General features: G+C 68.1%; 19 protein-coding genes, 3 tRNA genes and 3 pseudogenes. 17 read left to right on the top strand and 8 right to left on the bottom strand.

The window, feature by feature from the left end; all coding sequences use genetic code 11:
• Nucleotides 1–50: 50 nt before the first annotated feature.
• Together ACZ3IC_RS13460 and ACZ3IC_RS13455 are read right to left on the bottom strand one after the other, a co-directional pair.
• On the bottom strand, nt 51–707 hold the full coding sequence (locus ACZ3IC_RS13460; RefSeq protein ID WP_467415659.1) for an SDR family oxidoreductase: 657 nt from the start codon (nt 705–707) through the stop codon (nt 51–53).
• A 34-nt stretch (nt 708–741) separates the two neighbouring features.
• Complete coding sequence (locus ACZ3IC_RS13455) at nt 742–2,043, bottom strand: amidohydrolase family protein (RefSeq protein WP_467415657.1); 1,302 nt, start codon at nt 2,041–2,043, stop codon at nt 742–744.
• Nucleotides 2,044–2,341: 298 nt separating this feature from the next.
• On the opposite strand from ACZ3IC_RS13455, the gene ACZ3IC_RS13450 reads away from it, so the two are divergent.
• The 6 genes from ACZ3IC_RS13450 (at nt 2,342) to ACZ3IC_RS13425 (ending at nt 5,300) form a co-directional block, all read left to right on the top strand.
• Nucleotides 2,342–2,414, top strand: a tRNA-Thr gene (locus ACZ3IC_RS13450).
• 45 nt (nt 2,415–2,459) lie between these two features.
• Nucleotides 2,460–2,532 (top strand) — tRNA-Met (locus ACZ3IC_RS13445).
• Between the two features lie 89 nt (nt 2,533–2,621).
• Nucleotides 2,622–2,786, top strand: coding sequence for a 50S ribosomal protein L33 (gene rpmG / locus ACZ3IC_RS13440; protein ID WP_003956487.1), 165 nt, complete (start codon nt 2,622–2,624; stop codon nt 2,784–2,786).
• A gap of 103 nt (nt 2,787–2,889) precedes the next feature.
• On the top strand, nt 2,890–3,342 hold the full coding sequence (locus ACZ3IC_RS13435) for an FAS1-like dehydratase domain-containing protein (protein ID WP_467415655.1): 453 nt from the start codon (nt 2,890–2,892) through the stop codon (nt 3,340–3,342).
• Nucleotides 3,342–3,770: a MaoC family dehydratase gene (locus ACZ3IC_RS13430; RefSeq protein WP_467415654.1), complete on the top strand. Its 429-nt coding sequence runs from the start codon at nt 3,342–3,344 to the stop codon at nt 3,768–3,770. Before ACZ3IC_RS13435 ends, ACZ3IC_RS13430 begins: the two co-directional genes overlap by 1 nt.
• Before the next feature lie 474 nt (nt 3,771–4,244).
• Nucleotides 4,245–5,300, top strand: coding sequence for a UDP-N-acetylmuramate dehydrogenase (locus ACZ3IC_RS13425; RefSeq protein WP_467415653.1), 1,056 nt, complete (start codon nt 4,245–4,247; stop codon nt 5,298–5,300).
• On the opposite strand, the pseudogene ACZ3IC_RS13420 reads toward ACZ3IC_RS13425, so the two are convergent.
• Nucleotides 5,266–5,602, bottom strand: a pseudogene (locus ACZ3IC_RS13420) (NAD(P)H-binding protein); the annotation flags it as partial. The gene ACZ3IC_RS13425 and the pseudogene ACZ3IC_RS13420 sit on opposite strands and share 35 nt — an antisense overlap.
• A gap of 1 nt (nt 5,603) precedes the next feature.
• Here ACZ3IC_RS13420 and ACZ3IC_RS13415 point away from each other — a divergent pair.
• Nucleotides 5,604–5,890, top strand: a pseudogene (locus ACZ3IC_RS13415) (TetR/AcrR family transcriptional regulator); the annotation flags it as partial.
• 38 nt (nt 5,891–5,928) lie between these two features.
• Here ACZ3IC_RS13415 and ACZ3IC_RS13410 read toward each other — a convergent pair.
• A pseudogene (locus tag ACZ3IC_RS13410) lies at nt 5,929–6,948 on the bottom strand (adenosine deaminase); the annotation flags it as partial.
• 122 nt (nt 6,949–7,070) lie between these two features.
• Entirely contained in the window at nt 7,071–8,297 is a 1,227-nt protein-coding gene (locus ACZ3IC_RS13405) for a pyridoxal phosphate-dependent aminotransferase (protein ID WP_467415650.1), read from the bottom strand.
• A gap of 226 nt (nt 8,298–8,523) precedes the next feature.
• On the opposite strand from ACZ3IC_RS13405, the gene ACZ3IC_RS13400 reads away from it, so the two are divergent.
• The 10 genes from ACZ3IC_RS13400 (at nt 8,524) to ACZ3IC_RS13355 (ending at nt 21,899) form a co-directional block, all read left to right on the top strand.
• A tRNA-Trp gene (locus ACZ3IC_RS13400) sits at nt 8,524–8,596 on the top strand.
• A 106-nt stretch (nt 8,597–8,702) separates the two neighbouring features.
• Nucleotides 8,703–8,990 (top strand): preprotein translocase subunit SecE, encoded by a 288-nt coding sequence (gene secE, locus ACZ3IC_RS13395; RefSeq protein ID WP_467415649.1) that lies wholly within the window; start codon nt 8,703–8,705, stop codon nt 8,988–8,990.
• Nucleotides 8,991–9,063: 73 nt separating this feature from the next.
• Nucleotides 9,064–9,963 (top strand): transcription termination/antitermination protein NusG, encoded by a 900-nt coding sequence (nusG, locus tag ACZ3IC_RS13390; protein WP_467415646.1) that lies wholly within the window; start codon nt 9,064–9,066, stop codon nt 9,961–9,963.
• A 176-nt stretch (nt 9,964–10,139) separates the two neighbouring features.
• Nucleotides 10,140–10,574 (top strand): 50S ribosomal protein L11, encoded by a 435-nt coding sequence (rplK, locus tag ACZ3IC_RS13385; RefSeq protein WP_006126872.1) that lies wholly within the window; start codon nt 10,140–10,142, stop codon nt 10,572–10,574.
• A gap of 81 nt (nt 10,575–10,655) precedes the next feature.
• The gene (gene rplA / locus ACZ3IC_RS13380; protein WP_019765122.1) at nt 10,656–11,378 is read left to right on the top strand and encodes a 50S ribosomal protein L1; all 723 of its coding nucleotides are present in this window, start codon (nt 10,656–10,658) and stop codon (nt 11,376–11,378) included.
• Nucleotides 11,379–11,538: 160 nt separating this feature from the next.
• Nucleotides 11,539–12,450, top strand: coding sequence for an SCO4651 family lipoprotein (locus tag ACZ3IC_RS13375; protein WP_467415644.1), 912 nt, complete (start codon nt 11,539–11,541; stop codon nt 12,448–12,450).
• Nucleotides 12,451–12,740: 290 nt separating this feature from the next.
• Nucleotides 12,741–13,271, top strand: coding sequence for a 50S ribosomal protein L10 (rplJ, locus tag ACZ3IC_RS13370; RefSeq protein ID WP_467415643.1), 531 nt, complete (start codon nt 12,741–12,743; stop codon nt 13,269–13,271).
• A gap of 111 nt (nt 13,272–13,382) precedes the next feature.
• Entirely contained in the window at nt 13,383–13,766 is a 384-nt protein-coding gene (gene rplL / locus ACZ3IC_RS13365) for a 50S ribosomal protein L7/L12 (protein WP_093897231.1), read from the top strand.
• 619 nt (nt 13,767–14,385) lie between these two features.
• Complete coding sequence (gene rpoB / locus ACZ3IC_RS13360; protein WP_467415640.1) at nt 14,386–17,871, top strand: DNA-directed RNA polymerase subunit beta; 3,486 nt, start codon at nt 14,386–14,388, stop codon at nt 17,869–17,871.
• 128 nt (nt 17,872–17,999) lie between these two features.
• Nucleotides 18,000–21,899, top strand: coding sequence for a DNA-directed RNA polymerase subunit beta' (locus ACZ3IC_RS13355; RefSeq protein ID WP_467415639.1), 3,900 nt, complete (start codon nt 18,000–18,002; stop codon nt 21,897–21,899).
• A 92-nt stretch (nt 21,900–21,991) separates the two neighbouring features.
• On the opposite strand, the gene ACZ3IC_RS13350 is transcribed toward ACZ3IC_RS13355, so the two are convergent.
• Genes ACZ3IC_RS13350 through ACZ3IC_RS13340 form a run of 3 tightly spaced genes read right to left on the bottom strand, consistent with a single transcriptional unit; the run spans nt 21,992 to nt 25,206 of the window.
• Entirely contained in the window at nt 21,992–23,089 is a 1,098-nt protein-coding gene (locus ACZ3IC_RS13350) for a M48 family metalloprotease (protein WP_467415637.1), read from the bottom strand.
• Between the two features lie 24 nt (nt 23,090–23,113).
• Complete coding sequence (locus ACZ3IC_RS13345; protein WP_467415635.1) at nt 23,114–23,623, bottom strand: Pycsar system effector family protein; 510 nt, start codon at nt 23,621–23,623, stop codon at nt 23,114–23,116.
• Nucleotides 23,620–25,206 (bottom strand): hypothetical protein, encoded by a 1,587-nt coding sequence (locus ACZ3IC_RS13340; protein ID WP_467415634.1) that lies wholly within the window; start codon nt 25,204–25,206, stop codon nt 23,620–23,622. The genes ACZ3IC_RS13345 and ACZ3IC_RS13340 overlap by 4 nt, the downstream gene beginning before the upstream one ends.
• Nucleotides 25,207–25,223: the final 17 nt, after the last annotated feature.

Below are 25,223 nucleotides of genomic sequence, written 5' to 3'. Positions count from 1 at the left end.
GGCGGTCCGCCTCGGTGTCAGCAGGTCGGACAGCCCCTGCGATGTACGGCTCAGTTTCCGGCGATGTCCTTCACAGCGACCGCCACCGGCATGCTCCCCGAGATCAGTTCCAGGGTCAGCCCCGCCGTCGCAGGGGTCTCCAGCAGCTCCAGCAGCGCCGCCGCCACATCGTCGCGCGGCACCGGTCCGCGGCCGGTCGAGGCGGTCAGCAGGACCATCCCCGTGCCCGCGTCGTTCGTCAGCATTCCGGGGCGCAGGATCGTCCAGTCGAGTGCGGTCCTGGAGCGCACGTACGCATCCGCGGCGCCCTTCGCCCGCAGGTAGGCGTCGAAGACCTCGTCGCCCGGGTGGTCGGGGTCGGCGCCCATCGACGAGACCACGACATAGCGCCGTACGCCCGCCCGTTCAGCCGCGTCCGCGAACAGCACCGCCGCGCCGCGATCCACCGTCTCCTTGCGTTCCGGGCCGCTGTTCGGGCCCGCACCGGCCGCGAAGACCGCCGCGTCGGCGCCGCGCAGCACCTCCGCCACCCCGTCCACGGAGGCCGATTCGAGATCCAGGACGACCGGTTCGGCGCCTGCCGCCCGGAGGTCCTCGCTCTGTTCCGGATTACGGATGACGCCTACGGCCTCGTCCCCGCGCGCGGCAAGCAGCCGCTCCAGCCGCAGCGCGATCTGACCATGTCCACCTGCGATGACAATGCGCATGGTCACGACCGTACGCCGCAGCGGGCCGCCGCGCTCAGGGCCCGCCGCAGGAACCGGAATCCGGCCGGCCCTGGCGGGGCAGACCGAGGGCGACGACGGTCTCCGAGTCGCAGTACTCGCGCACCGCGCTCGTCCGCGTCACCACCCGGCCGCGATGCACCACGATCCGGCTGTAGGCGAGCGACAGCACGCCCGAGAGCTGCTCCCCGCGTACGGCGAGCAGCTCGGCCGGGAAGCCCGCCTCGACCCGGACCTCGGGCAGCCCCATCGCCTTGCGTGCGACCGAGGAGACCGCCTCGTACGCCTCGTCGGCCCGCATCCCGCTCTGCGAGGCCAGCAGGTAGGCGGCCTCCAGGGGATCCCCGCGGCCCACAGGGTTCGCGACGTCCCGCAGCGCTCCGCTGCCCGCCGCGACCCGTACTCCGGCCGCACGCAGCAGCCGTACGGGGGCGGCGCCCCGGCCCTCCACCCCGCAGCAGCCGCCCTGGGGGAGGCAGATCACCGTCACCCCGGCCGCGGCGAGCTGGTCGGCGGCGCGGGCCGCGGCCTGAGGGGGGAGCCGGGAGAGGCCGGCGCACGGGCCGATGGAGACGCCGGGCCGCAGCCCGCCGGCCATGGCGGCCAGTCGGCCGAGCCGGGCCGGATCGCCACCGTCGGTGTGCAGGTCAACGGGGCAGCTCTGTTCGGCGGCGATCTCCAGGACGGCCTCCGCGTACCCCGCCGGGTCCGGGTCGAGGTCGGGGCAGCCGCCGACCGCGCCGGCCCCCATCTTCACCGCCTCGCGCAGCATGGCCAGGTTGTCGGCGCCCGCGACGCCGGTGAGGAGCCGGGGCACGGCGACGGGGGTCAGTTCGGCGAGTCCACGCAGCGAACGGCGTGCCTGCAGTACGGCTTCGAGGGAGGTGAGGCCCTGGACGTCCCCGATCCGGACATGCGCGCGCAGGGCGGTGGCGCCGTGGCCGAGTTGCAGCAGTGCGGCCTCGGTGGCGCGGCGCTGGATGTCCGCGGGGCGGTGCGACACGGGTCCCGGGGTGTCGGGGCCCGCACCGCCGGCGGTGAGCGCGGTGTCGCTGTGGGCGTGGGGTTCGGCGGAGGCGGGGAGCAGCAGATAGCCGCGCAGGTCCACCCGCGGACCAGGTGTGGTGAGGCTGCCCGCGGTGCCGACGGCCTCGATGCGGCCGCCGCCGAGCCGTACGTCCACGATGCGGCCGTCGGTGAGACGGGCGCCGCCGAGCACCAGGGTGCCGGTCTCGGCGGCGGCGGTGTCGGGGCTGCTGGTCGCATCGGCCGCGTCGGCGGCGTGGTCGTCCGGCTGCCGGGGCTGGCTGTCGGGCATCGCGCTCCTGGGAAGGGGTACAAGATCACGCAGAGTGAGTCGAGCCTAGGGGCGCGTTCGGTCCGGTTCGAGGAGGAGCGAAATAGTCGTACCGGTGTGGCCCTGAGAGGTATCAGGGGCACCTGTGTGCGGCGGGAGTCGCAGCGGCCCATGGGGGCCGAGGCGCTGCTCAAGCGGCTGAGGGGTGGCCGGAAGGCGGCAGATCGAAGGATCGGTGAGGTGTCGATCGCGGGCGCCGGACGGGCTCCGAAACGGATTTGGGCGATCGGCGACCAACCGTGTAATGTCTTCATCGCTCGCCCCAATAGCTCAGTCGGTAGAGCGTCTCCATGGTAAGGAGAAGGTCTGCGGTTCGATTCCGCATTGGGGCTCTGGTGATCGGGAAACCCCGCTTCGGCGGGGGGACTCGTCATCAAAGCGGTGTAGCTCAGTCGGTAGAGCAAGCGGCTCATAATCGCTGTGTCACCGGTTCAAGTCCGGTCACCGCTACTTACGGTAGCCGATTGTGGGGTCGGTCCTTCGATCGGCTACTCTTTTTTGCGTTCATCCGTTCATCCGTCCGTCCAAGGAGCACTCACGTGGCTGCCACCGACGTCCGCCCGAAGATCACGCTGGCCTGCGTGGAGTGCAAGGAGCGGAACTACATCACCAAGAAGAACCGGCGTAACAACCCGGACCGTCTTGAGATGAAGAAGCACTGCCCGCGCTGCAACTCGCACACTGCACACCGCGAAACGCGCTGAAACAGGCTCGTACACGAGGCCGTCCCCACTGGGGGCGGCCTCGTGTCGTTGTATGGGGGCTGTCCTTCGGCCTTTTCATCTTTCATCAGGAGGTAGCGAGCTCATGGCGCTCGACCAGTCCTTCGTGGGGCGGACCTATCCGCCCACCCCGCCGTACGAGGTCGGCAGGGAGAAGATTCGCGAGTTCGCCGAGGCGGTGGGCGACACCAATCCGGTGTACGTCGATCCCGAGGCCGCCAAGGCGCTCGGCCACAGCGATGTGATCGCGCCGCCGACGTTCGTCTTCTCGATCACCTTCAAGGCCGCGGGGGAGGTGGTGCAGGACCCGCAGCTGGGCCTGGACTACAGCCGTGTGGTGCATGGTGACCAGAAATTCACCTATGTGCGCCCGGTGCGGGCGGGGGACCGGCTGACGGTCACCTCGACGATCGAGGGCATCAAGTCCTTGGCGGGCAACGACATCCTGGACATCCGTGGCGAGGTCCACGACGAGTCCGGCGCGCACGTCGTGACTGCGTGGACGAAGCTGGTGGCGCGCGCCGCCGAGGAGGCGTGATGACGGCGAAGGTGGCTTACGAGTCGGTCGAGGTCGGGACGGAGCTGCCGGCGCAGTCCTTCCCCGTGACCCGGGCGACGCTGGTGCAGTACGCGGGTGCTTCCGGCGACTTCAACCCGATCCACTGGAACGAGAAGTTCGCCCGCGAGGTCGGACTGCCGGATGTGATCGCGCACGGCATGTTCACCATGGCCGAGGCGATCCGGGTGGTCACGGACTGGGCCGGTGACCCGGGTGCGGTCGTTGAGTACGGGGTGCGGTTCACCAAGCCGGTCGTCGTGCCGAACGACGACAAGGGCGCCCTGATCGAGGTCAGCGCCAAGGTGGCCGCTCTGCTGGACGACAAGCAGGTGCGGGTGGACCTGGCGGCCGTGAGCGAGGGCAAGAAGGTACTGGGCATGTCCCGCGCCGTGGTGCAGCTCGGCTGAGACCGTTGAGCGTGGCGTAAGGGGCACTGTCCATGGGGTGGTGCCCCTTACGCATGCGTGGTGCCCCGATGCGCCGCACATATGCGGGCGCCCCGACACGCTGCTCGACGGGCTGGTGCCGGTGTGGTGGCGCCGGCCGACCTCGTCGCCCTGCTGATCCCGGGCCGCTGCTGCGGCCCCGGCCCCGGAGTCCGGGGCGGCCGAGCGGCGCGTCTTCGTGGCAGCCCGGTCGGAGGTCACCCGACAGGCTCTCAGCTTGTTGTTCAACCCAGCAGATTCGAACACGTCTGACCGGTGCTTTCAGGCGCGATCAACGCGCCCGCGACGGGGTCGAATCGGGTGAAAACGCCCAGTCGGCACGGCAGAGAGCCGTGTTCGAATGGCGAGGTCAAATCTCAAGCTGAGCCACGGCTTCGCGCGTACGGTCGGCGGCCCCGCCCGAGCGGTGGGGTCACGGACCGTACTCTTGTCCCCGTGCAGGAACTCCACGACGCCCCCCTCGCCCCCCTGACCACCTTCCGGCTCGGCGGCCCCGCCGCCCGCCTCCTCACGGCGACGACGGACGCCGAGGTGATCGAAGCCGTGCGCGAGGCCGACGAGAGCGGCACCCCGCTCCTCGTCATCGGCGGCGGCAGCAACCTCGTCATCGGAGACAAGGGCTTCGACGGCACCGCCCTGCGCATCGCGACCGAGGGCTTCGCCCTGGACGGTACGACGCTGGAACTGGCCGCCGGGGAGGTCTGGACGGACGCCGTCGCCCGCACTGTCGAAGCCGGTCTCGCGGGCATCGAGTGTCTGGCCGGAATCCCCGGCTCCGCAGGTGCGACGCCGATCCAGAACGTCGGCGCCTACGGTCAGGAGGTGTCCTCCACCATCACGGAGGTCGTCGCCTACGACCGGTGCACCCGCGAAACGGTCACCATCCCGAACGCCGAGTGCGCGTTCTCGTACCGGCACAGCCGCTTCAAGGCCGAACCCGACCGCTTCGTGGTGCTGCGTGTCCGCTTTGAGCTGGAAGAGGCGGGTGGCCTGTCCGCGCCCCTGAAGTACCCCGAAACGGCCCGCGCCATGGGCGTCGAACAGGGCGAGCGCGTGCCCGCCGCGGCCGCCCGCGACACGGTGCTCAGGCTCCGCGCCGGCAAGGGCATGGTGCTGGATCCGAGGGACCACGACTCCTGGTCGGCCGGCTCTTTCTTCACCAACCCGATCCTGGAGGAGGCGGAGTACGAGGCCTTCCTCGCCCGCGCCAAGGACCGGCTCGGTCCCGAGGTGACGCCCCCCGCCTTCCCCGCAGGCGGGGGACGCATCAAGACCTCCGCGGCCTGGCTCATCGACAGGGCCGGCTTCACCAAGGGATACGGCACCGGACCGGCCCGTATCTCCACCAAGCACACCCTCGCGCTGACCAACCGCGGTGGCGCGACCACCGAGGACCTTCTCGCGCTCGCCCGTGAGGTCGTCGCCGGGGTCCACGCGGCCTTCGGCGTCACGCTCGTCAACGAACCCGTGACGGTCGGCGTGAGCCTGTAGAAGGCGCATCAGAAGCCACGCCCATGCCCTGCTTCCCCGCGGCCGGATCGTCGATCAGCGTCGGCATCGCGTGCGCCACATCGGCCCGTGAGGGGACCGGCCGCTGCGCGGATCGCTGCCGTAGACCTTCCGGTACGTCCCCGTCAGCGGCCCGTTGGTGAGCTTCGGCGGCCGTACGGACATCCAGTCCGTCGCACTCCGGGCCGGCCGGCCTCCACCAACGTCAGGTCCGCGTAGACCCCCCTGAGGATCGCGCCGACCGCCTTCAGAACCAGCCGGTCGAGCAGCGGATCGTCCGCGGGCTACGCCGAGCCCGGGCTCAAGGAGCGCCACAACGCGGCTATGAGGGAGCTGGGCACCGGCCCACACATACCCATCCGCGGCGTTGACGCGCATCTGCGCTCCGAACAGGCCGCCGACCGGGTTGGCGGGCAGACGCGGACACCTACGCGGCCGCGTCGCTGCTCCCGGGAGCCTGCGCGCGGCGGGCGTTCGTCTACGAGGCCACGGAGGGCGGAGCGCCGCCGCGGTCCCTCGACGAGTTCGCCGCGTCCGTGGCCAGGGCGCTGATACGCGGGATCGGGGCGTAGGCCGGGCCGGGCCGGCGGCCGGGTGAGTCGGAGCCCTGGCTCGTCGGCTTCGACAGCCAGTCGTCGATGCCGGCCAGGAGCCCCGTCCGTACCGCGGCCGGGGCCGCGGAGCCGCGTACCGACTGCCGGGCCAGTTCGGCCAGCTCCTCGTCCGTGAACGCGTGGTGGCGCCTTACGAAGTCGTACTGCGCTGCCAGCCGGGAGCCGAAGAGCAGCGGATCGTCCGCACCCAGCGCCATCGGTACCCCGGCCTCGAACAGTGTGCGCAGGGGCACGTCCGCGGGCTTCTCGTAGACGCCCAGCGCCACGTTCGACGCCGGGCACACCTCGCAGGTCACCCCGCGCTCCGCCAGCCTGCGCAGCAGTCGGGGGTCCTCGGCGGCCCGTACGCCGTGCCCGATCCGGGCCGCGTCGAGATCGTCCAGACAGTCCCGCACGCTCGAAGGGCCCGCCAGCTCGCCGCCGTGCGGGGCCGCCAGCAGACCGCCGTCGCGGGCGATGGCGAAGGCCCGGTCGAAGTCCCGGGCCATCCCGCGGCGCTCGTCGTTGGAGAGCCCGAACCCGACGACACCCCGGTCCACGTACCGCACCGCGAGCCGGGCCAGTGTCCGGGCGTCCAGCGGATGCTTCATCCGGTTCGCCGCGATCACCACCCGTATCGGCAGACCTGTCTCGCGCGACGCGCTGTCGACCGCATCCAGGATGATCTCGATCGCCGGGATCAGCCCGCCGAGCAGCGGGGCGTACGAGGTGGGGTCGACCTGGATCTCCAGCCAGCCGGAGCCGTCCGCGACATCCTCCTGGGCCGTCTCGCGCACCAGCCGCTGGATGTCCTCGGGGGCCCTCAGACAGGACCGGGCGATGTCGTAGAGCCGCTGGAAGCGGAACCATCCGCGCTCGTCCGTGGCCCGCAGCCTGGGCGGCTCGCCGCCGGTCAGGGCCTCCGGCAGGTGCACGCCGTACTTGTCGGCGAGTTCGAGCAGGGTCGTGGGCCGCATCGACCCGGTGAAATGCAAGTGCAGGTGGGCCTTGGGCAACAGCCGTACATCGCGCTCCATTCCAGGATCCTGCCGCACGCGTGGGGTCCAGCGGTAGCCGCTTTCCCTATCGAGTTGAGCCTCGAAAAAGAATGCGACCCCCGGCCGGAGCCGGGGGTCGCAGATCCTGAAAGCAGTACGTACTAGGCCTTGGCCTCGCCCAGCAGCTTCTGGAGCCGCGAGACCCCCTCGACGAGGTCGTCGTCGCCCAGGGCGTACGAGAGCCGCAGGTAGCCCGGCGTGCCGAAGGCCTCGCCCGGTACGACCGCGACCTCGGCCTCGTCCAGGATGAGCGCCGCCAGCTCGACCGTGGTGGCCGGGCGCTTGCCGCGGATCTCCTTGCCGAGCAGCTCCTTCACCGAGGGGTATGCGTAGAAGGCGCCTTCGGGCTCGGGGCACAGCACGCCGTCGATCTCGTTGAGCATCCGGACGATGGTCTGCCGACGCCGGTCGAAGGCGGTACGCATCTCGGCGACCGCGTCCAGGTTCCCGGAGACGGCGGCCAGTGCGGCGACCTGGGCGACGTTGGAGACGTTGGACGTGGCGTGCGACTGCAGGTTGGTCGCGGCCTTGACGACATCCTTCGGGCCGATGATCCAGCCCACCCGCCAGCCGGTCATCGCGTACGTCTTGGCGACACCGTTGACCACGATGCACTTGTCGCGCAGCTCGGGCACGATCGCGGGCAGCGAGGTGAACTTCGCGTCGCCGTAGACCAGGTGCTCGTAGATCTCGTCGGTCAGCACCCACAGGCCGTGCTCGACGGCCCAGCGGCCGATCGTCTCGGCGTCGGCCCTGCTGTACACGGCGCCGGTCGGGTTCGACGGGGAGACGAACAGGACGACCTTCGTACGCTCGGTGCGCGCCGCCTCCAGCTGCTCGACGGAGACCCGGTAACCGGTGGTCTCATCGGCCACGACTTCCACCGGGACACCGCCGGCCAGTCGGATCGACTCGGGGTAGGTGGTCCAGTACGGAGCCGGGACGATGACCTCGTCGCCCGGGTCGAGGATCGCGGCGAACGCCTCGTAGATGGCCTGCTTGCCGCCGTTGGTCACCAGGATCTGGGAGGTGTCGACCTCGTACCCGGAGTCGCGCAGCGTCTTCTCCGCAATGGCGGCCTTGAGCTCCGGGAGCCCTCCCGCCGGGGTGTAGCGGTGGTACTTCGGGTTGCGGCAGGCCTCGACCGCGGCCTCGACGATGTAGCCGGGGGTCGGGAAGTCGGGCTCACCGGCACCGAAGCCGATCACCGGACGGCCGGCGGCCTTGAGAGCCTTCGCCTTGGCGTCGACGGCGAGGGTGGCGGACTCGGAGATGGCACCGATGCGGGCGGAGACCCGGCGCTCGGAGGGAGAGGTTGCAGCGCTCATGACCCCCATGGTCCCAGACCGCGTTCCCTGTCGGCACAGGGGTTTCAGGGACCGGACACGACTCGGACAGCATGCGGACAACATGCGACCGGGAGTGGTCGGAAGCTATCTGTTCGACGTGGGGCCTCTGAGCACGTACACTCACCTGTCGTTGGCCTTCACCAGCCGCACCGTTCCCGCACCCGGGGCATCCGGGGAAGATGCGGTAGGTTGGTGGAAACCACAAAGGGTCGTAGCTCAATTGGTAGAGCACTGGTCTCCAAAACCAGCGGTTGGGGGTTCAAGTCCCTCCGGCCCTGCTACACACTCCTTCGCCAGGATGTGTGCGCATGTACGTACTTCAATGCACCGCCGTGCGGCTCCACCGGGCGCGGCACGGCCATGACCCGGAATCAGGTGAGAAGCGTGACGGACGCCGTGGGCTCCATCGACATGCCTGATGCCGAGGATGAAGTGCCCGAGTCGAAGAAGAAGACCCGAAAGGGCGGCAAGCGCGGCAAGAAGGGTCCTCTGGGCCGTCTCGCGCTGTTCTACCGCCAGATCGTCGCCGAGTTGCGCAAGGTCGTCTGGCCGACTCGCAGTCAGCTGACGACATACACCACAGTGGTGATTGTCTTCGTCGTCATCATGATTGGTCTGGTGACCGTGATTGACTTCGGATTCCAGCGGGTCATCAAGTACGTCTTCGGCTGATCCCGCGGAGGGCGCCTCATGGGCGCCCCTTTCGCATGTTCCACCCATTTGTATCCAGGAAGAAGCAGCCACCGTGTCTGACCCGAACCTGAACGACGCCGTCGAGCCGACGGCGGGCGCCTTCGAGTCCGCCGAGGACGAGCTCGACATCGTCGAGGCGGCGGACGCCGAGGAGCCGGACCAGGCCGAAGCTGCCGACGCCGCCGCAGGTGAGCCCGCCGAGCAGGCCGCCGTGCACACCGAGGACGACGACGAGGCAGCGGAGGCCGACTCCGGTTCCGAGAGCGACGAGGACGACGACGAGCCCGCCGAGAACGACGACGAGGCCGGAGAAGAGGCCGAGTCGGCCGCCCCCGTCGACGCCGTCGCGGCCCTGCGCGAGGAACTGCGCGGCCTTCCCGGCGAGTGGTACGTCATCCACACGTACGCCGGTTACGAGAAGCGCGTGAAGGCCAACCTGGAGCAGCGCGCCGTCTCGCTCAATGTCGAGGAGTTCATCTACCAGGCCGAAGTGCCCGAGGAAGAGATCGTCCAGATCAAGAACGGCGAGCGCAAGAACGTCCGCCAGAACAAGCTCCCGGGTTACGTCCTGGTACGCATGGATCTGACGAACGAGTCCTGGGGCGTCGTCCGTAACACCCCCGGCGTCACCGGCTTCGTGGGCAACGCCTACGACCCGTACCCGCTGACCCTGGACGAGATCGTCAAGATGCTCGCCCCCGAGGCCGAGGAGAAGGCCGCCCGCGAGGCCGCGGAGGCCGAGGGCAAGCCGGCTCCGGCCCGCAAGGTCGAGGTGCAGGTGCTCGACTTCGAGGTGGGCGACTCGGTCACCGTCACCGACGGCCCGTTCGCGACGCTGCAGGCGACGATCAACGAGATCAACGCCGACTCGAAGAAGGTCAAGGGTCTCGTCGAGATCTTCGGCCGCGAGACCCCGGTCGAGCTCAGCTTCGACCAGATCCAGAAGAACTAGCGGCTTCCCGCCAGTTTCTGGACACATGCCTACCCAGCAGGTCAGACCGGCTACACAGCCGGTCTGACCTGCTCGGTTTTTGGTCGCGCAGCCATACCCGTTATCGTTGTGCGGTATGCCTCCATCCGGATGACCGGACGGCGGCGAAACACTCTCACTAGGACCCGGAGAGAGCAATGCCTCCCAAGAAGAAGAAGGTCACGGGGCTTATCAAGCTCCAGATCAACGCCGGTGCGGCCAACCCGGCCCCGCCGGTCGGCCCCGCGCTCGGCCAGCACGGCGTCAACATCATGGAATTCTGCAAGGCCTACAACGCCGCGACCGAGTCGCAGCGTGGCATGGTCGTGCCGGTGGAGATCACGGTCTACGAAGACCGTTCCTTCACCTTCGTCACCAAGACTCCGCCGGCCGCGAAGCTGATCCTCAAGGCCGCGGGCGTGGAGAAGGGCTCCGGCGAGCCGCACAAGACCAAGGTCGCCAAGCTGACGGCTGCCCAGGTCCGTGAGATCGCCACGACGAAGCTCCCCGACCTGAACGCCAACGACCTCGACGCCGCGTCGAAGATCATCGCTGGCACCGCCCGTTCCATGGGCATCACGGTCGAAGGCTGATTCAGCCCCTCACGTCCTCAGTGGTAGGGCCAAGCGCTGGCCCGCACCACGACTCCACACCCTGAAACCACAGGAGTAGAAGTGAAGCGCAGCAAGAACCTCCGCGCTGCGGACGCCAAGATCGACCGGGAGCGCGTCTACGCCCCGCTCGAGGCTGTCCGTCTCGCCAAGGAGACCGCCACCACCAAGTTCGACGGCACTGTCGAGGTCGCCTTCCGCCTGGGTGTCGACCCGCGCAAGGCCGACCAGATGGTCCGTGGCACCGTGAACCTCCCGCACGGCACCGGCAAGACCGCCCGGGTCCTGGTCTTCGCGACCGGTGACCGTGCTGCGGCCGCGGAAGCCGCGGGCGCCGACATCGTCGGCGCCGACGAGCTGATCGACGAGGTGGCGAAGGGCCGTCTGGACTTCGACGCCGTCGTCGCCACCCCGGACCTCATGGGCAAGGTCGGCCGCCTCGGCCGGGTGCTCGGTCCGCGTGGTCTGATGCCGAACCCGAAGACCGGCACCGTCACCCCCGATGTCGCGAAGGCTGTCAACGACATCAAGGGCGGCAAGATCGAGTTCCGCGTCGACAAGCACTCGAACCTGCACTTCATCATCGGCAAGGTCTCCTTCGACGAGACGAAGCTGGTCGAGAACTACGCCGCGGCGCTGGAGGAAGTCCTCCGTCTGAAGCCGTCCGCCGCCAAGGGCCGCTACATCAAGAAGGCCGCACTGGCCACCACGATGGGCCCCGGCATCCCGCTGGACGCCAACCGCACCCGTAACCTCCTCGTCGAGGAGGACCCGGCCGCCGTCTGAGCCTCAGCGCTCGGCAGCAAGCCGCGTCACGCGTGACTTTGACGGGCCCCGCAACCTTTCGAGGTGCGGGGCCCGTCCTCGTATCCGTATAACCGGTGGCTGTGTCGGAGCTGTGCGTTAGCGTGAGGCTTCGATAGCCGAACGAGGGGTGGAAGCGGACATGAGGACCAGTACCGTGCGACGCGTGAGTCTGTCGGTGGCGGTGGCGGCTGCGCTGACGTCGGTTGCGGCCTGCGGCGGTTCGGACGGCAGCGGATCGGACGGCGGCGACAACCGCGGCAGCGCCGTGGTGAAGGCCGACCCGATAGCCGCGCTGCGGGACGTACAGAAGAAGACCGGCGGGGAGAGCTCGGCGAAGGTCGAGGGCACCACCCAGATGGGCAGCACCATGTCCATGAAGCAGACCGGCACCATCGACTGGACCGACGGTCTCACCGGCACCATGGAGATCACGTACACCGGCGGCAGCATGGCGGACGCCATGAAGCAGAACGGTGGCAGCGGCACGATGCAGGCCCGCTACTTCAAGGACGGCTACATCGTCAACATGGGCGACGCCTTCGCCCAGCAGGCCGGCGGCAAGCACTGGATCAGCTACCCCTACGCCGACCTCGCCAAGCTCGCGGGTGCCTCCGGCGAGGCGATGAAGCAGCAGATGCAGAACACCACCCCCGACCAGGGCGTGAAGTCTCTGCTGGCCTCCGGTGACGTGAAGAAGGTCGGCCAGGAGGACGTGCGCGGAGTCTCCGCCACGCACTACTCCGGCACCGTCGACGTCGCCGAGCTGACCGCGAAGAACTCCGCACTCGACGCCGACCAGCTCGAACAGCTGAAGAAGCAGCTGAGCGACGCCGGGATCACCACGGAGAAGGTCGACATCTGGGTCGACGAGAACGATCTGCTGGTCAAGAAGACCGAGCGCGGCCAGATGAAGACCGGCGAGCTCAATTCGACGGTGTACTACAGCGACTACGGCACGAAGGTCTCGGTCGAGAAGCCCCCGGCCGGCGACACGGTCGACTTCGCCGACCTCGTGAAGCAGCAGCAGGGGACCGGTTCGGGCACGAACTGAGACGGTCGGTCCAAACCTCCCGCACCACCTGAAGAGGGACGGATTTGCTCGGCGCGACCCCGGTCGCGTACTCTCCTACAGAAGCCAAAGACCGCTGGTCGTTGCTGTGCTCTCGCAAGAGGGATACAGCGACCGAAGGATCCGTTGAGTACGGGCGACCCGCGCAGGTGACTGTGGAAAGCTCCCGGACTTCGTTCGGTCGAGCTACGCCCTGGCGCCCGCGCCGGGGCGTTTCGTCTTTCCCGGCCCCTTCTGAGCGGTCCTCATCACCCGGAAGGAGGCCGACGCTCATGGCAAGGCCCGACAAGGCTGCCGCGGTAGCCGAGCTCGCGGACCAGTTCCGCAGCTCGAACGCCGCTGTGCTGACCGAGTACCGGGGTCTCACCGTGGCGCAGCTCAAGACGCTGCGTCGTTCGCTCGGTGAGAACGCCCAGTACGCCGTGGTGAAGAACACGCTGACCAAGATTGCGGCCAACGAGGCCGGGATCGACGCGCTGGACGACCACTTCACTGGTCCGACGGCGGTTGCCTTCATCACCGGTGACCCGGTGGAGTCGGCGAAGGGTCTTCGTGACTTCGCCAAGGAGAACCCGAACCTCATCATCAAGGGCGGTGTCCTTGATGGCAAGGCGCTGTCCGCCGATGAGATCAAGAAGCTTGCGGACCTCGAGTCCCGCGAGGTTCTGCTCAGCAAGCTGGCCGGTGCCTTCAAGGGCAAGCAGTCTCAGGCTGCTCAGCTCTTCCAGGCGCTGCCGTCGAAGTTCGTCCGCACCGCGGAGGCGCTTCGTGCCAAGCAGGCCGAGCAGGGCGGTGCCGAGTAATTCGGCTCGCGCATTGATCGCCGCCCGCCAGGGCGACGGTCGCAGCGGGCCGAACGTACGCCCGCCTACATGTACATCCGGCACCAGCCGAATTAGTGGAAGGACGCCATCATGGCGAAGCTGTCCCAGGACGACCTGCTCGCGCAGTTCGAAGAGATGACCCTCATCGAGCTCTCCGAGTTCGTGAAGGCCTTCGAGGAGAAGTTCGACGTCACCGCCGCCGCCGCGGTCGCCGTTGCCGCCCCCGGTGCCCCCGGTGCCGCCGCTGAGGCCGTCGAGGAGCAGGACGAGTTCGACGTCATCCTCACCGGCGCCGGCGAGAAGAAGATCCAGGTCATCAAGGTCGTGCGTGAGCTGACCTCGCTGGGTCTGAAGGAGGCCAAGGACCTCGTCGACGGCACCCCGAAGCCGGTCCTCGAGAAGGTCGCCAAGGAGGCCGCCGAGAAGGCTGCCGAGTCCCTCAAGGCCGCCGGCGCTTCCGTCGAGGTCAAGTGACTCAGGGAGTCTGCTGACTCCTTCTGACTGCCTGTGCCGCACGGCACGGACGTCAAAACGCGAAGGGCGATCACCCATCCGGGTGGTCGCCCTTCGGCGTACCCGCGGCGGCTGCCTTGCTCTTCCGGCGGCGACGAGTATGGTGATCTTCGCCGTTGCCTCTCGGGGTCGGACGGCCGGCGCCGGGAGGCGGTCGGGTGAGGACCTCGGAGCGCTGTCCCGGTGGTGGGGCCTTGACGAACCGCACGCGGCGCGCAATTCTCAGGACGCGTCGTCACATCGATCCGAATCCGAGGCATGGATCGTGGGCGAAGAGGGCAGTAAAGAAGAGCGCACCGCGCGCAAGGGCTAGTCATAGGTGTTGAGAACAGCTGTTGAGAGCAACGTGGGTCTCTGAGAACCCCGACTGGACATCAGTGTGCCGTTTGGCTACACTGACCCTTTGCGCTGCCTGTTAGCTGCCTCCTGCCCGTCACCAGGGGCATGCCCACGCTTGAGCACCGACGACTGATCGTCTCTGACCTGGCCATTCTTGGTCGAATCAGGAACAGACTGTCTCCGTGTCCAACTTGGGACCGGTACGCGCGTAGTGAGTCCGAGCCCTCGGAAGGACCCCCTCTTGGCCGCCTCGCGCAACGCCTCGACCGCGAATACGAACAACGGTGCCAGCACCGCCCCGCTGCGCATCTCCTTTGCAAAGATCAAGGAGCCCCTCGAGGTTCCGAACCTCCTCGCGCTGCAGACCGAGAGCTTTGACTGGCTCCTCGGCAATGCCGCCTGGAAGGCTCGCGTCGAGGCTGCTCTGGACAGTGGACAAGACGTCCCCACCAAGTCCGGCCTGGAGGAAATCTTCGAGGAGATTTCACCGATCGAGGACTTCTCCGGGTCGATGTCGCTTACGTTCCGCGACCACCGCTTCGAGCCCCCGAAGAACTCGATCGACGAGTGCAAGGAGCGCGACTTCACGTTCGCCGCCCCGCTCTTCGTCACGGCCGAGTTCACCAACAACGAGACCGGCGAGATCAAGTCCCAGACGGTCTTCATGGGCGACTTCCCGCTCATGACCAACAAGGGCACCTTCGTCATCAACGGCACCGAGCGTGTCGTCGTGTCGCAGCTGGTCCGCTCGCCGGGTGTCTACTTCGACTCCTCCATCGACAAGACGTCCGACAAGGACATTTTCTCCGCCAAGATCATCCCGTCCCGGGGTGCCTGGCTGGAGATGGAGATCGACAAGCGCGACATGGTCGGTGTCCGTATCGACCGCAAGCGCAAGCAGTCCGTCACCGTTCTTCTGAAGGCTCTCGGCTGGACCACCGAGCAGATCCTCGAGGAGTTCGGCGAGTACGAGTCCATGCGCGCCACCCTGGAGAAGGACCACACCCAGGGTCAGGACGACGCGCTGCTCGACATCTACCGCAAGCTCCGCCCGGGCGAGCCGCCCACGCGCGAGGCTGCTCAGACGCTGCTCGAGAACCTCTACTTCAACCCGAAGCGCTACGACCTCGCGAAGGTCGGCCGCTACAAGGTGAACAAGAAGCTCGGCGCCGACGAGCCGCTGGACGCCGGCGTTCTCACCACCGACGACGTCATCGCGACCATCAAGTACCTGGTCAAGCTGCACGCCGGTGAGACCGAGACGGTCGGCGAGTCCGGTCGTTCGATCGTCGTCGAGACCGACGACATCGACCACTTCGGCAACCGTCGTCTGCGCAACGTCGGCGAGCTCATCCAGAACCAGGTCCGTACGGGTCTCGCCCGTATGGAGCGTGTCGTGCGTGAGCGCATGACGACCCAGGACGTCGAGGCGATCACGCCGCAGACCCTGATCAACATCCGGCCGGTCGTCGCCTCCATCAAGGAGTTCTTCGGCACCAGCCAGCTGTCCCAGTTCATGGACCAGAACAACCCGCTGTCGGGTCTGACGCACAAGCGTCGTCTCTCGGCTCTGGGTCCCGGTGGTCTGTCCCGTGAGCGGGCCGGCTTCGAGGTCCGTGACGTGCACCCGTCCCACTACGGACGCATGTGCCCGATCGAGACCCCTGAAGGCCCGAACATCGGTCTGATCGGTTCGCTCGCCTCGTACGGCCGCGTCAACGCGTTCGGCTTCATCGAGACGCCGTACCGCAAGGTCGTCGACGGCCAGGTCACCGACGAGGTCGACTACATCACGGCCGACGAGGAAGACCGCTACGTCATCGCCCAGGCGAACGCGACCCTCTCCGAGGAGCTGCGTTTCACCGAGCCCCGCGTGCTGGTCCGCCGCCGTGGCGGAGAGGTCGACTACGTGCCCGGCACGGACGTCGACTACATGGACGTCTCGCCGCGCCAGATGGTGTCCGTCGCGACCGCGATGATTCCCTTCCTGGAGCACGACGACGCCAACCGTGCCCTCATGGGCGCGAACATGATGCGTCAGGCGGTACCGCTGATCAAGTCGGAGGCCCCGCTCGTCGGCACCGGCATGGAGTACCGCTGCGCCACCGACGCCGGTGACGTGCTGAAGGCCGAGAAGGACGGTGTGGTCCAGGAGGTCTCCGCGGACTACATCACCGTGACCAACGACGACGGCACGTACACCACGTACCGCATCGCCAAGTTCATGCGCTCCAACCAGGGCACCTCGGTCAACCAGAAGGTTGTCGTCTCCGAGGGCGACCGGGTCGTCGCCGACCAGGTCCTCGCCGACGGTCCGGCCACCGAGAACGGTGAGATGGCCCTCGGCAAGAACCTGCTCGTGGCGTTCATGCCGTGGGAGGGTCACAACTACGAGGACGCGATCATCCTGTCGCAGCGCCTCGTGCAGGACGACGTCCTCTCCTCGATCCACATCGAGGAGCACGAGGTCGACGCCCGTGACACCAAGCTCGGCCCGGAGGAGATCACCCGGGACATCCCGAACGTCTCCGAAGAGGTCCTCGCCGACCTCGACGAGCGCGGCATCATCCGTATCGGTGCCGAGGTCGTCGCCGGTGACATCCTCGTCGGCAAGGTCACGCCCAAGGGTGAGACCGAGCTGACCCCCGAGGAGCGTCTGCTCCGCGCGATCTTCGGTGAGAAGGCGCGCGAGGTGCGCGACACCTCGCTGAAGGTCCCGCACGGCGAGATCGGCAAGGTCATCGGCGTCCGCGTCTTCGACCGCGAAGAGGGCGATGAGCTGCCGCCGGGCGTGAACCAGCTGGTCCGCGTCTACGTCGCGCAGAAGCGCAAGATCACCGACGGTGACAAGCTCGCCGGCCGTCACGGCAACAAGGGCGTCATCTCGAAGATCCTCCCGATCGAGGACATGCCGTTCCTGGAGGACGGCACCCCGGTCGACATCATCCTCAACCCGCTGGGTGTCCCGTCCCGAATGAACCCGGGACAGGTCCTGGAGATCCACCTCGGCTGGCTCGCCAGCCGCGGCTGGGACGTCTCCGGCCTCGGTGACGAGTGGGCCAAGCGCCTGCAGTCCATCGGCGCCGACCAGGTCGCCCCCGGCACCAACGTCGCCACCCCCGTCTTCGACGGTGCGCGCGAGGACGAGATCTCCGGTCTCTTCGAGGCCACGATCCCGAACCGCGACGGCGACCGGCTGGTGCAGCCCTCCGGCAAGGCCCAGCTGTTCGACGGCCGCTCCGGTGAGCCGTTCCCGGACCCGGTTTCGGTCGGGTACATGTACATCCTCAAGCTCCACCACCTCGTCGACGACAAGCTGCACGCTCGTTCGACGGGTCCGTACTCCATGATCACCCAGCAGCCGCTGGGTGGTAAGGCTCAGTTCGGTGGACAGCGCTTCGGTGAGATGGAGGTGTGGGCCCTTGAGGCTTATGGCGCCGCATACGCCCTCCAGGAGCTCCTGACGATCAAGTCCGACGACGTGACCGGCCGCGTGAAGGTCTACGAGGCCATCGTCAAGGGCGAGAACATCCCTGAGCCGGGTATCCCTGAGTCCTTCAAGGTGCTCATCAAGGAAATGCAGTCGCTCTGCCTCAACGTGGAGGTGCTGTCCTCGGACGGCATGTCCATCGAGATGCGCGACACGGACGAGGACGTCTTCCGCGCGGCGGAGGAGCTCGGTATCGACCTGTCCCGGCGCGAGCCGAGCAGCGTCGAAGAGGTCTGACGGGTTGGTCGGCCGCCCCGCCCAGGGGCGGCCGGCTCTCCCCGGACCCGTTCAGACCATTGCTGAAGTGCCCCATTTTCTCGCTTGATGCGAGGGGCTCGAACCCCCGAAAGAGGGATTGACGACAAGTGCTCGACGTCAACTTCTTCGACGAGCTGCGGATCGGCCTTGCCACCGCGGACGACATCCGGACCTGGTCGCACGGCGAAGTGAAGAAGCCGGAGACCATCAACTACCGCACGCTCAAGCCCGAAAAGGACGGACTCTTCTGCGAGAAGATCTTCGGTCCGACCCGGGACTGGGAGTGCTACTGCGGCAAGTACAAGCGTGTCCGCTTCAAGGGCATCATCTGTGAGCGGTGTGGCGTGGAGGTCACGCGCGCCAAGGTGCGCCGTGAGCGCATGGGCCACATCGAGCTTGCCGCTCCCGTCACCCACATCTGGTACTTCAAGGGCGTCCCGTCGCGCCTCGGCTACCTCCTCGACCTCGCGCCGAAGGACCTCGAGAAGGTCATCTACTTCGCCGCGTACATGATCACGTTCGTGGACGAGGAGCGCCGTACGCGTGACCTGCCCTCGCTGGAGGCGCACGTCTCCGTCGAGCGTCAGCAGGTCGAGAACCGTCGCGACGCCGACCTCGAGGCCCGCGCCAAGAAGCTCGAGACCGACCTGGCCGAGCTCGAGGCCGAGGGTGCCAAGGCCGACGTGCGCCGCAAGGTGCGCGAGGGTGCCGAGCGCGAGATGAAGCAGCTGCGCGACCGTGCGCAGCGCGAGATCGACCGTCTCGACGAGGTGTGGAGCCGCTTCAAGAACCTCAAGGTCCAGGACCTGGAGGGCGACGAGCTGCTCTACCGCGAGCTGCGTGACCGCTTCGGCACGTACTTCGACGGCTGCATGGGTGCCGCTGCTCTGCAGAAGCGCCTGGAGTCCTTCGACCTCGACGAGGAGGCCGAGCGCCTCCGCGAGATCATCCGTACCGGCAAGGGCCAGAAGAAGACCCGTGCGCTCAAGCGTCTCAAGGTCGTCTCCGCGTTCCTGCAGACCAGTAACAAGCCCAAGGGCATGGTGCTCGACTGCGTGCCGGTCATCCCGCCGGACCTGCGTCCGATGGTGCAGCTGGACGGTGGCCGCTTCGCGACCTCCGACCTGAACGACCTGTACCGCCGTGTGATCAACCGCAACAACCGCCTCAAGCGTCTCCTTGACCTCGGTGCCCCCGAGATCATCGTGAACAACGAGAAGCGGATGCTGCAGGAGGCCGTCGACGCGCTGTTCGACAACGGTCGCCGCGGTCGCCCGGTCACCGGTCCCGGTAACCGCCCGCTCAAGTCCCTCAGCGACATGCTGAAGGGCAAGCAGGGTCGATTCCGTCAGAACCTTCTCGGTAAGCGTGTGGACTACTCCGCGCGTTCCGTGATCGTCGTCGGCCCGCAGCTCAAGCTGCACCAGTGCGGTCTGCCGAAGGCCATGGCGCTGGAGCTCTTCAAGCCGTTCGTGATGAAGCGCCTGGTCGACCTGAACCACGCGCAGAACATCAAGTCGGCCAAGCGCATGGTCGAGCGCGGCCGCACCGTGGTGTACGACGTCCTCGAAGAGGTCATCGCCGAGCACCCGGTGCTGCTGAACCGTGCACCGACCCTGCACCGCCTCGGTATCCAGGCCTTCGAGCCGCAGCTGGTCGAGGGCAAGGCCATCCAGATCCACCCGCTCGTCTGCACCGCGTTCAACGCGGACTTCGACGGTGACCAGATGGCCGTGCACCTGCCGCTCTCCGCGGAGGCGCAGGCCGAGGCCCGCATCCTGATGCTGTCCTCGAACAACATCCTGAAGCCGGCCGACGGTCGTCCCGTCACCATGCCGACCCAGGACATGGTGCTGGGCCTGTTCTTCCTCACCACGGACGAGGAGGAGCGCAAGGTCGTCGGCCAGGGCCGTTCCTTCGGTTCCACGGCCGAGGCGATCATGGCCTTCGACGCCCGCGAGCTGTCGCTCCAGGCGAAGGTCGACATCCGCTTCCCGGTGGGCACCATCCCGCCGCGCGGCTGGGTGCCGCCGGTCGCCGAGGAGGGCGAGCAGGAGTACCAGCAGGGCGACACGTTCCGGCTGCGTACGTCCCTGGGCCGCGCGCTCTTCAACGAGCTGCTGCCCGAGGACTACCCGTTCGTCGACTACTCGGTCGGCAAGAAGCAGCTCTCCGAGATCGTCAACGACCTCGCCGAGCGCTACCCCAAGGTCATCGTGGCGGCGACGCTCGACAACCTGAAGGCGGCGGGCTTCTACTGGGCGACCCGTTCCGGTGTCACCGTGGCCATCTCCGACGTCGTGGTCCCCGAGGCCAAGAAGGCGATCGTCGCCGGCTACGAGGCGCAGGACGAGAAGGTCCAGAAGCAGTACGAGCGCGGTCTCATCACCAAGGACGAGCGCACGCAGGAACTCATCGCGATCTGGACCAAGGCGACCAATGAGGTTGCCGAGGCGATGAACGCGAACTTCCCCAAGACGAACCCCATCTTCATGATGGTTGACTCGGGTGCCCGAGGAAACATGATGCAGATGCGTCAGATCGCCGGTATGCGTGGTCTGGTGTCCAACGCCAAGAACGAGACGATTCCGCGTCCCATCAAGGCGTCCTTCCGTGAGGGCCTCACCGTTCTGGAGTACTTCATCTCCACGCACGGTGCCCGTAAGGGTCTGGCGGACACCGCCCTGCGTACCGCCGACTCGGGTTACCTGACCCGTCGTCTGGTGGACGTCTCGCAGGACGTGATCATCCGCGAGGAGGACTGCGGCACCGATCGCGGCCTCAAGCTGAAGATCGCCGTCAAGGGTGAGGACGGCGTGCTCCGCAAGACGGAGGATGTCGAGACCTCGGTCTACGCCCGCATGCTCGCCGAGGACGTCGTCGTCGACGGCAAGGTCATCGCGCCTGCCAACGTCGACCTCGGTGACGTCCTGATCGACGCCCTGGTGGGCGCCGGCGTCGAGGAGGTCAAGACCCGTTCGGTCCTGACCTGTGAGTCCGCGGTCGGCACCTGTGCCTTCTGCTACGGACGCTCGCTCGCCACCGGCAAGCTGGTCGACATCGGTGAGGCGGTCGGCATCATCGCCGCCCAGTCCATCGGTGAGCCCGGTACCCAGCTGACGATGCGTACCTTCCACACCGGTGGTGTGGCCGGTGACGACATCACCCAGGGTCTGCCCCGTGTCGTCGAGCTCTTCGAAGCCCGTACGCCCAAGGGTGTCGCCCCGATCTCGGAGGCGGCAGGCCGCGTCCGTATCGAGGAGACCGAGAAGACCAAGAAGATCGTCATCACGCCGGACGACGGCAGCGACGAGACGCCGTTCCCGATCTCGAAGCGTGCCCGTCTGCTGGTGGGCGAGGGCGACCACGTCGAGGTGGGCCAGAAGCTCACCGTGGGTGCCACCAACCCGCACGACGTGCTGCGGATCCTCGGTCAGCGCGCGGTCCAGGTCCACCTGGTCGGCGAGGTCCAGAAGGTCTACAACTCGCAGGGTGTGTCGATCCACGACAAGCACATCGAGATCATCATCCGGCAGATGCTGCGCCGCGTGACGATCATCGAGTCCGGCGACGCGGAGCTGCTGCCGGGCGAGCTCGTCGAGCGTTCGAAGTTCGAGACCGAGAACCGTCGTGTGGTCACCGAGGGCGGTCACCCCGCCTCCGGCCGTCCGCAGCTGATGGGTATCACCAAGGCCTCGCTCGCCACCGAGTCGTGGCTGTCGGCGGCGTCCTTCCAGGAGACGACCAGGGTCCTGACCGACGCGGCGATCAACGCCAAGTCGGACTCCCTGATCGGCCTCAAGGAGAACGTCATCATCGGTAAGCTCATCCCGGCCGGTACGGGTCTGTCCCGCTACCGCAACATCCGGGTCGAGCCGACCGAGGAGGCCAAGGCCGCGATGTACTCGGCCGTCGGCTACGACGACATCGACTACTCGCCGTTCGGCACGGGCTCCGGCCAGGCCGTTCCGCTGGAGGACTACGACTACGGTCCGTACAACCAGTAAGCGAGTCGCTTGATCGACCGAAGGGCGGTCACCCGTTGTGCACGGGTGGCCGCCCTTCGGCGTGTGTCGATGTGCCGCACCGGCGGTGGTGGCTACAGGTAGTGCCGCAGATGGTGCAACCGGGTCGGGAAGTCGGGGTGGGTGGAGAGCAGCCGCGCGGGCGTCGACTCCCGCTCCATCCGCTCTCCCATGACGGCGAGCGCCTTCTGCCGCGCCCGGATCTCGTTCGCGTGCATCGTCTGCAGCACCTCGGCCAGCTTCGGTGCGAATCCGAGCGCGGCGGCGTGGCGGTCGGCACGCAGTTCGGCACGGCGTCCCACTGCCGCCGACAGATACGGAAACACGAGAAGCAGCGGAAGCCCGTACAGGACCGCGGCGGCCGTGGAGGCGAGCCCGCCGATCGCCAGGAGCAGGACGCCGACGATGAGGTAGACGGCACACCTGGCCGGCGTGACGACGGAGCGGGCCATTGCGCGGAGGGCGCGCCAGGCAGCCCGGCCCGGCAGCCCGTACCAGTGGCCCAGCAGCGACGACCACGCATGCCCCCCGGTGTGGTGACCGAGTTCATGGGCGAGTACGGCGGCCAGCTGGCCACTCGGCAGCTGTTCCAGCGCGAACCGGGTGACCCCCACGATGTGGCCTGCGGCGGCGAACGCGTTGAGATCGTCGCTCTCCTCGATCCAGAGCTGGTACAGCGCTCCGTCGATCCCGGCGATGGCCGTCACCTCCCGCCAGACCGGCTCCAGCCGCGCGGCCTCCTGGGGCATCGGGCGCCGGAGCCTGAGCAGGTAGCGGGCGAGAAGGTCCTCTGTGGGCCGGTGGAAGACCAGGGCGCCGGATGCCAGCCAGAGCACGGCCGGTGTCCAGAACGGCAGCCCGATGCAGCGGTCCAGGATCGCGCTCACGAGCAGCACCACCAGCGTGCTCATCAGGAAGGCCGGCAGTGCCAGTGCCAGTCGGCCGAGTGCGGTGACATCCACGTGCCGCTGGTGCGCGGTGTAGTACACGCGTCGGCCCGGCCCGTGCTCGTAGATCAAGTCATCGGGCGCGGGTGGTGCGGTGGCGGTCGGGTCCGGGCCGTGGGCCGGGGGCGGTGCGGTCCCGCGGTTGGGCGGTGACTGCCCAGGTCCGCCATCCGCCGGTACGGGCCCGTCGCCCGGGCCCTGGGGCTGAGTTGCTGGTCGGGTCATGATCGTCCTTTGGGGTGAGGAGCGTCAGCCGAGAAGCAGCGAGGTGGGGAGCAGGACGGCGCCCACGGAATAGGCGAGCAGGCCCACACGTATCCACTGGTGCTTGCGTACGGCAATCCGGCTGGTTTCGGTCAGGGCCATGACGAGCGCGGTGGCCGGGGCGCTCTCGGTGGCGTCGAGCGCTTCCGCCAGCCGGTTCTGGCGGGCGGCGCGTCGGACGTCCGCGAAGTAGGTGAGCGGGGCGCCGGGGGTCCAGGTGCTGCCGCGGTAGCGCGGGAGCACGGCCATCAGCATGGAAAGCAGTGCGGTCGCCAGCCCGCCGGTGCCGATCCACCACAGCGCCGTGCCGGGGCCGGAGAGCGCGTCCGGGCGCCATTCGCTGCCGGCCAGCCAGCCGCTGATCACGCCCGCGGTCATGCCGAGCGCGGCGACCAGCACGGACGCCTTGCTGTCTGCCCGTGCAATCTCGGATCGCAGATCGAGAAGGAGCCGCGTCCCGGCGTCGATGTTCTGGGCCGGTGGGATGTCGGTCATGCGCTGCGGTCCTCCTGGTCCGGCGCTTCAGCCATGTCCGCAGGCTCGGCTGCGTCGGTTGCTCCGCCCCGGTCCGCCGTCCCGGCGGCGTCGGCCGTCGTCTCCTCGGCGGGGAGGGGGGCGGGGGCCGGCCTGGGGAGGGGAGAGGCTGCGGCAGTCGCCGACCCGGCCTTCGGCACACCGGTCCTGTCGGCTGCTTCGCGCACGCCCTCCGCGCCTGCCGACGGCGTGGCCGTGCTCGTCGGCCTCAAGGGAGCGCTGCCATAGCCCGGCGGCGGCTGCCAGCCCGGGAAGGCGCTCAAGGGGGCGCCCGACTCCGGATCGGCCCTGCGAAACGGTGTCGCGTCGAGCCGGTGTGCGTCCCAGCTGTTTGCGTCGATGCCGTCAGCTCGGTCGGTTCGGTCGAAGTCCGGCTGGGATGTGCGCCGCATGACCGCCCCCGGTACTGCATGCGGCGCGTCTTCCGGCATCGACACGGTCAGCCGGCCTGCGGCCGTGCTCTGCGCGGTGACCCCGGGCAGGTGCTGGTTCAGCACGTCGATCAACGCCTGGAGTGCCTTCTTCTTCGGCGCCTCCAGCTCGTGACTCTCCGCGCTGTCGCCGTTCAGCAGCTCGCCGGCCAGCTCCATCTGAGCTTTGATCATGTGCAGTTGGTCCTGGCGCAGGCTGTTCACCACGAGCTTGGTGTCTTCGGGATGGTCGGCCAGATGGAGCGCCCATGCGCGGACCCCACCCTGCTCCAGGTGCTTTTCGTAGAAGGCGATCTTTTCCGCGTTCACCTGCTGCAGCTCCAGCTGCCGACGGGCCCGGTCGACCGCCTCCGCATGCTGCCACTTCTGCTGCCGCAACCTCAGTTCGTGCTGCTGCTCCTCGAAGTCGGCCGTTCGCCCCCACTGCAGTTCGTCCTGCTCCCTGATGCGCCGGTCGATCGCGGCATCGTGCTCCCTGCCGCGCCGCTCGGTGTGGACCTGCTCGGTGGCCGTGTGGTCGATGGACCTCATGCGCCGTACGTGGTCGATGGCCCCCTGGTCCCCACGCAGCCGTACGGTCCAGGTCACCGCGAGCCCTGCCCCGGTGCCGAGCGCACCCTGCGCGCGCACCTCCCGCAGCAGCGCCTGCTCGGCGTCCGCGCTCCGGGAGACGGTGTAGCGGCGGGTGACGGGCCGGGCCGCCTGTTCCAGCTCGCTGATCAGCAGTCGTGGTACGTCACGGTGTCGGCTCATCACGAACCGCGCGGGATAGACGACCTGCCACGACAATTCGACGAACCCCTCGAACTCGAAGGCGTCGTCGTCGCTCGGCAGGCCGATCTCCTCGCGCACGGGGTGGACGCCCATGTCGACCTCGTACACCGAGGTGTACCGCTTCGCGGCGGCCCCGGCCCGGGTGGGCCGGACCGGAGGGAGGTAGGTGTCGTACGAGCCGTCGGGGGCCGAGAAGACCAGGGCGTGGTCGATGCGGGTGAGCGGCCGGCGGGCGAATCCGAAGCGGGACAGCTGCCGGACAGTGACCACGGGGTCGGTCAACCGCGTGCCGCGGTCGGCCTGTTGGTCCCAGTCGGGAAGTCGGCGGAACTCGGGCATGGTGCCTCTCCTGTTGC

This window comes from Streptomyces sp. NPDC002958 (assembly GCF_055563255.1).
This window is presented reverse-complemented; position numbering and strand designations above follow the sequence as displayed.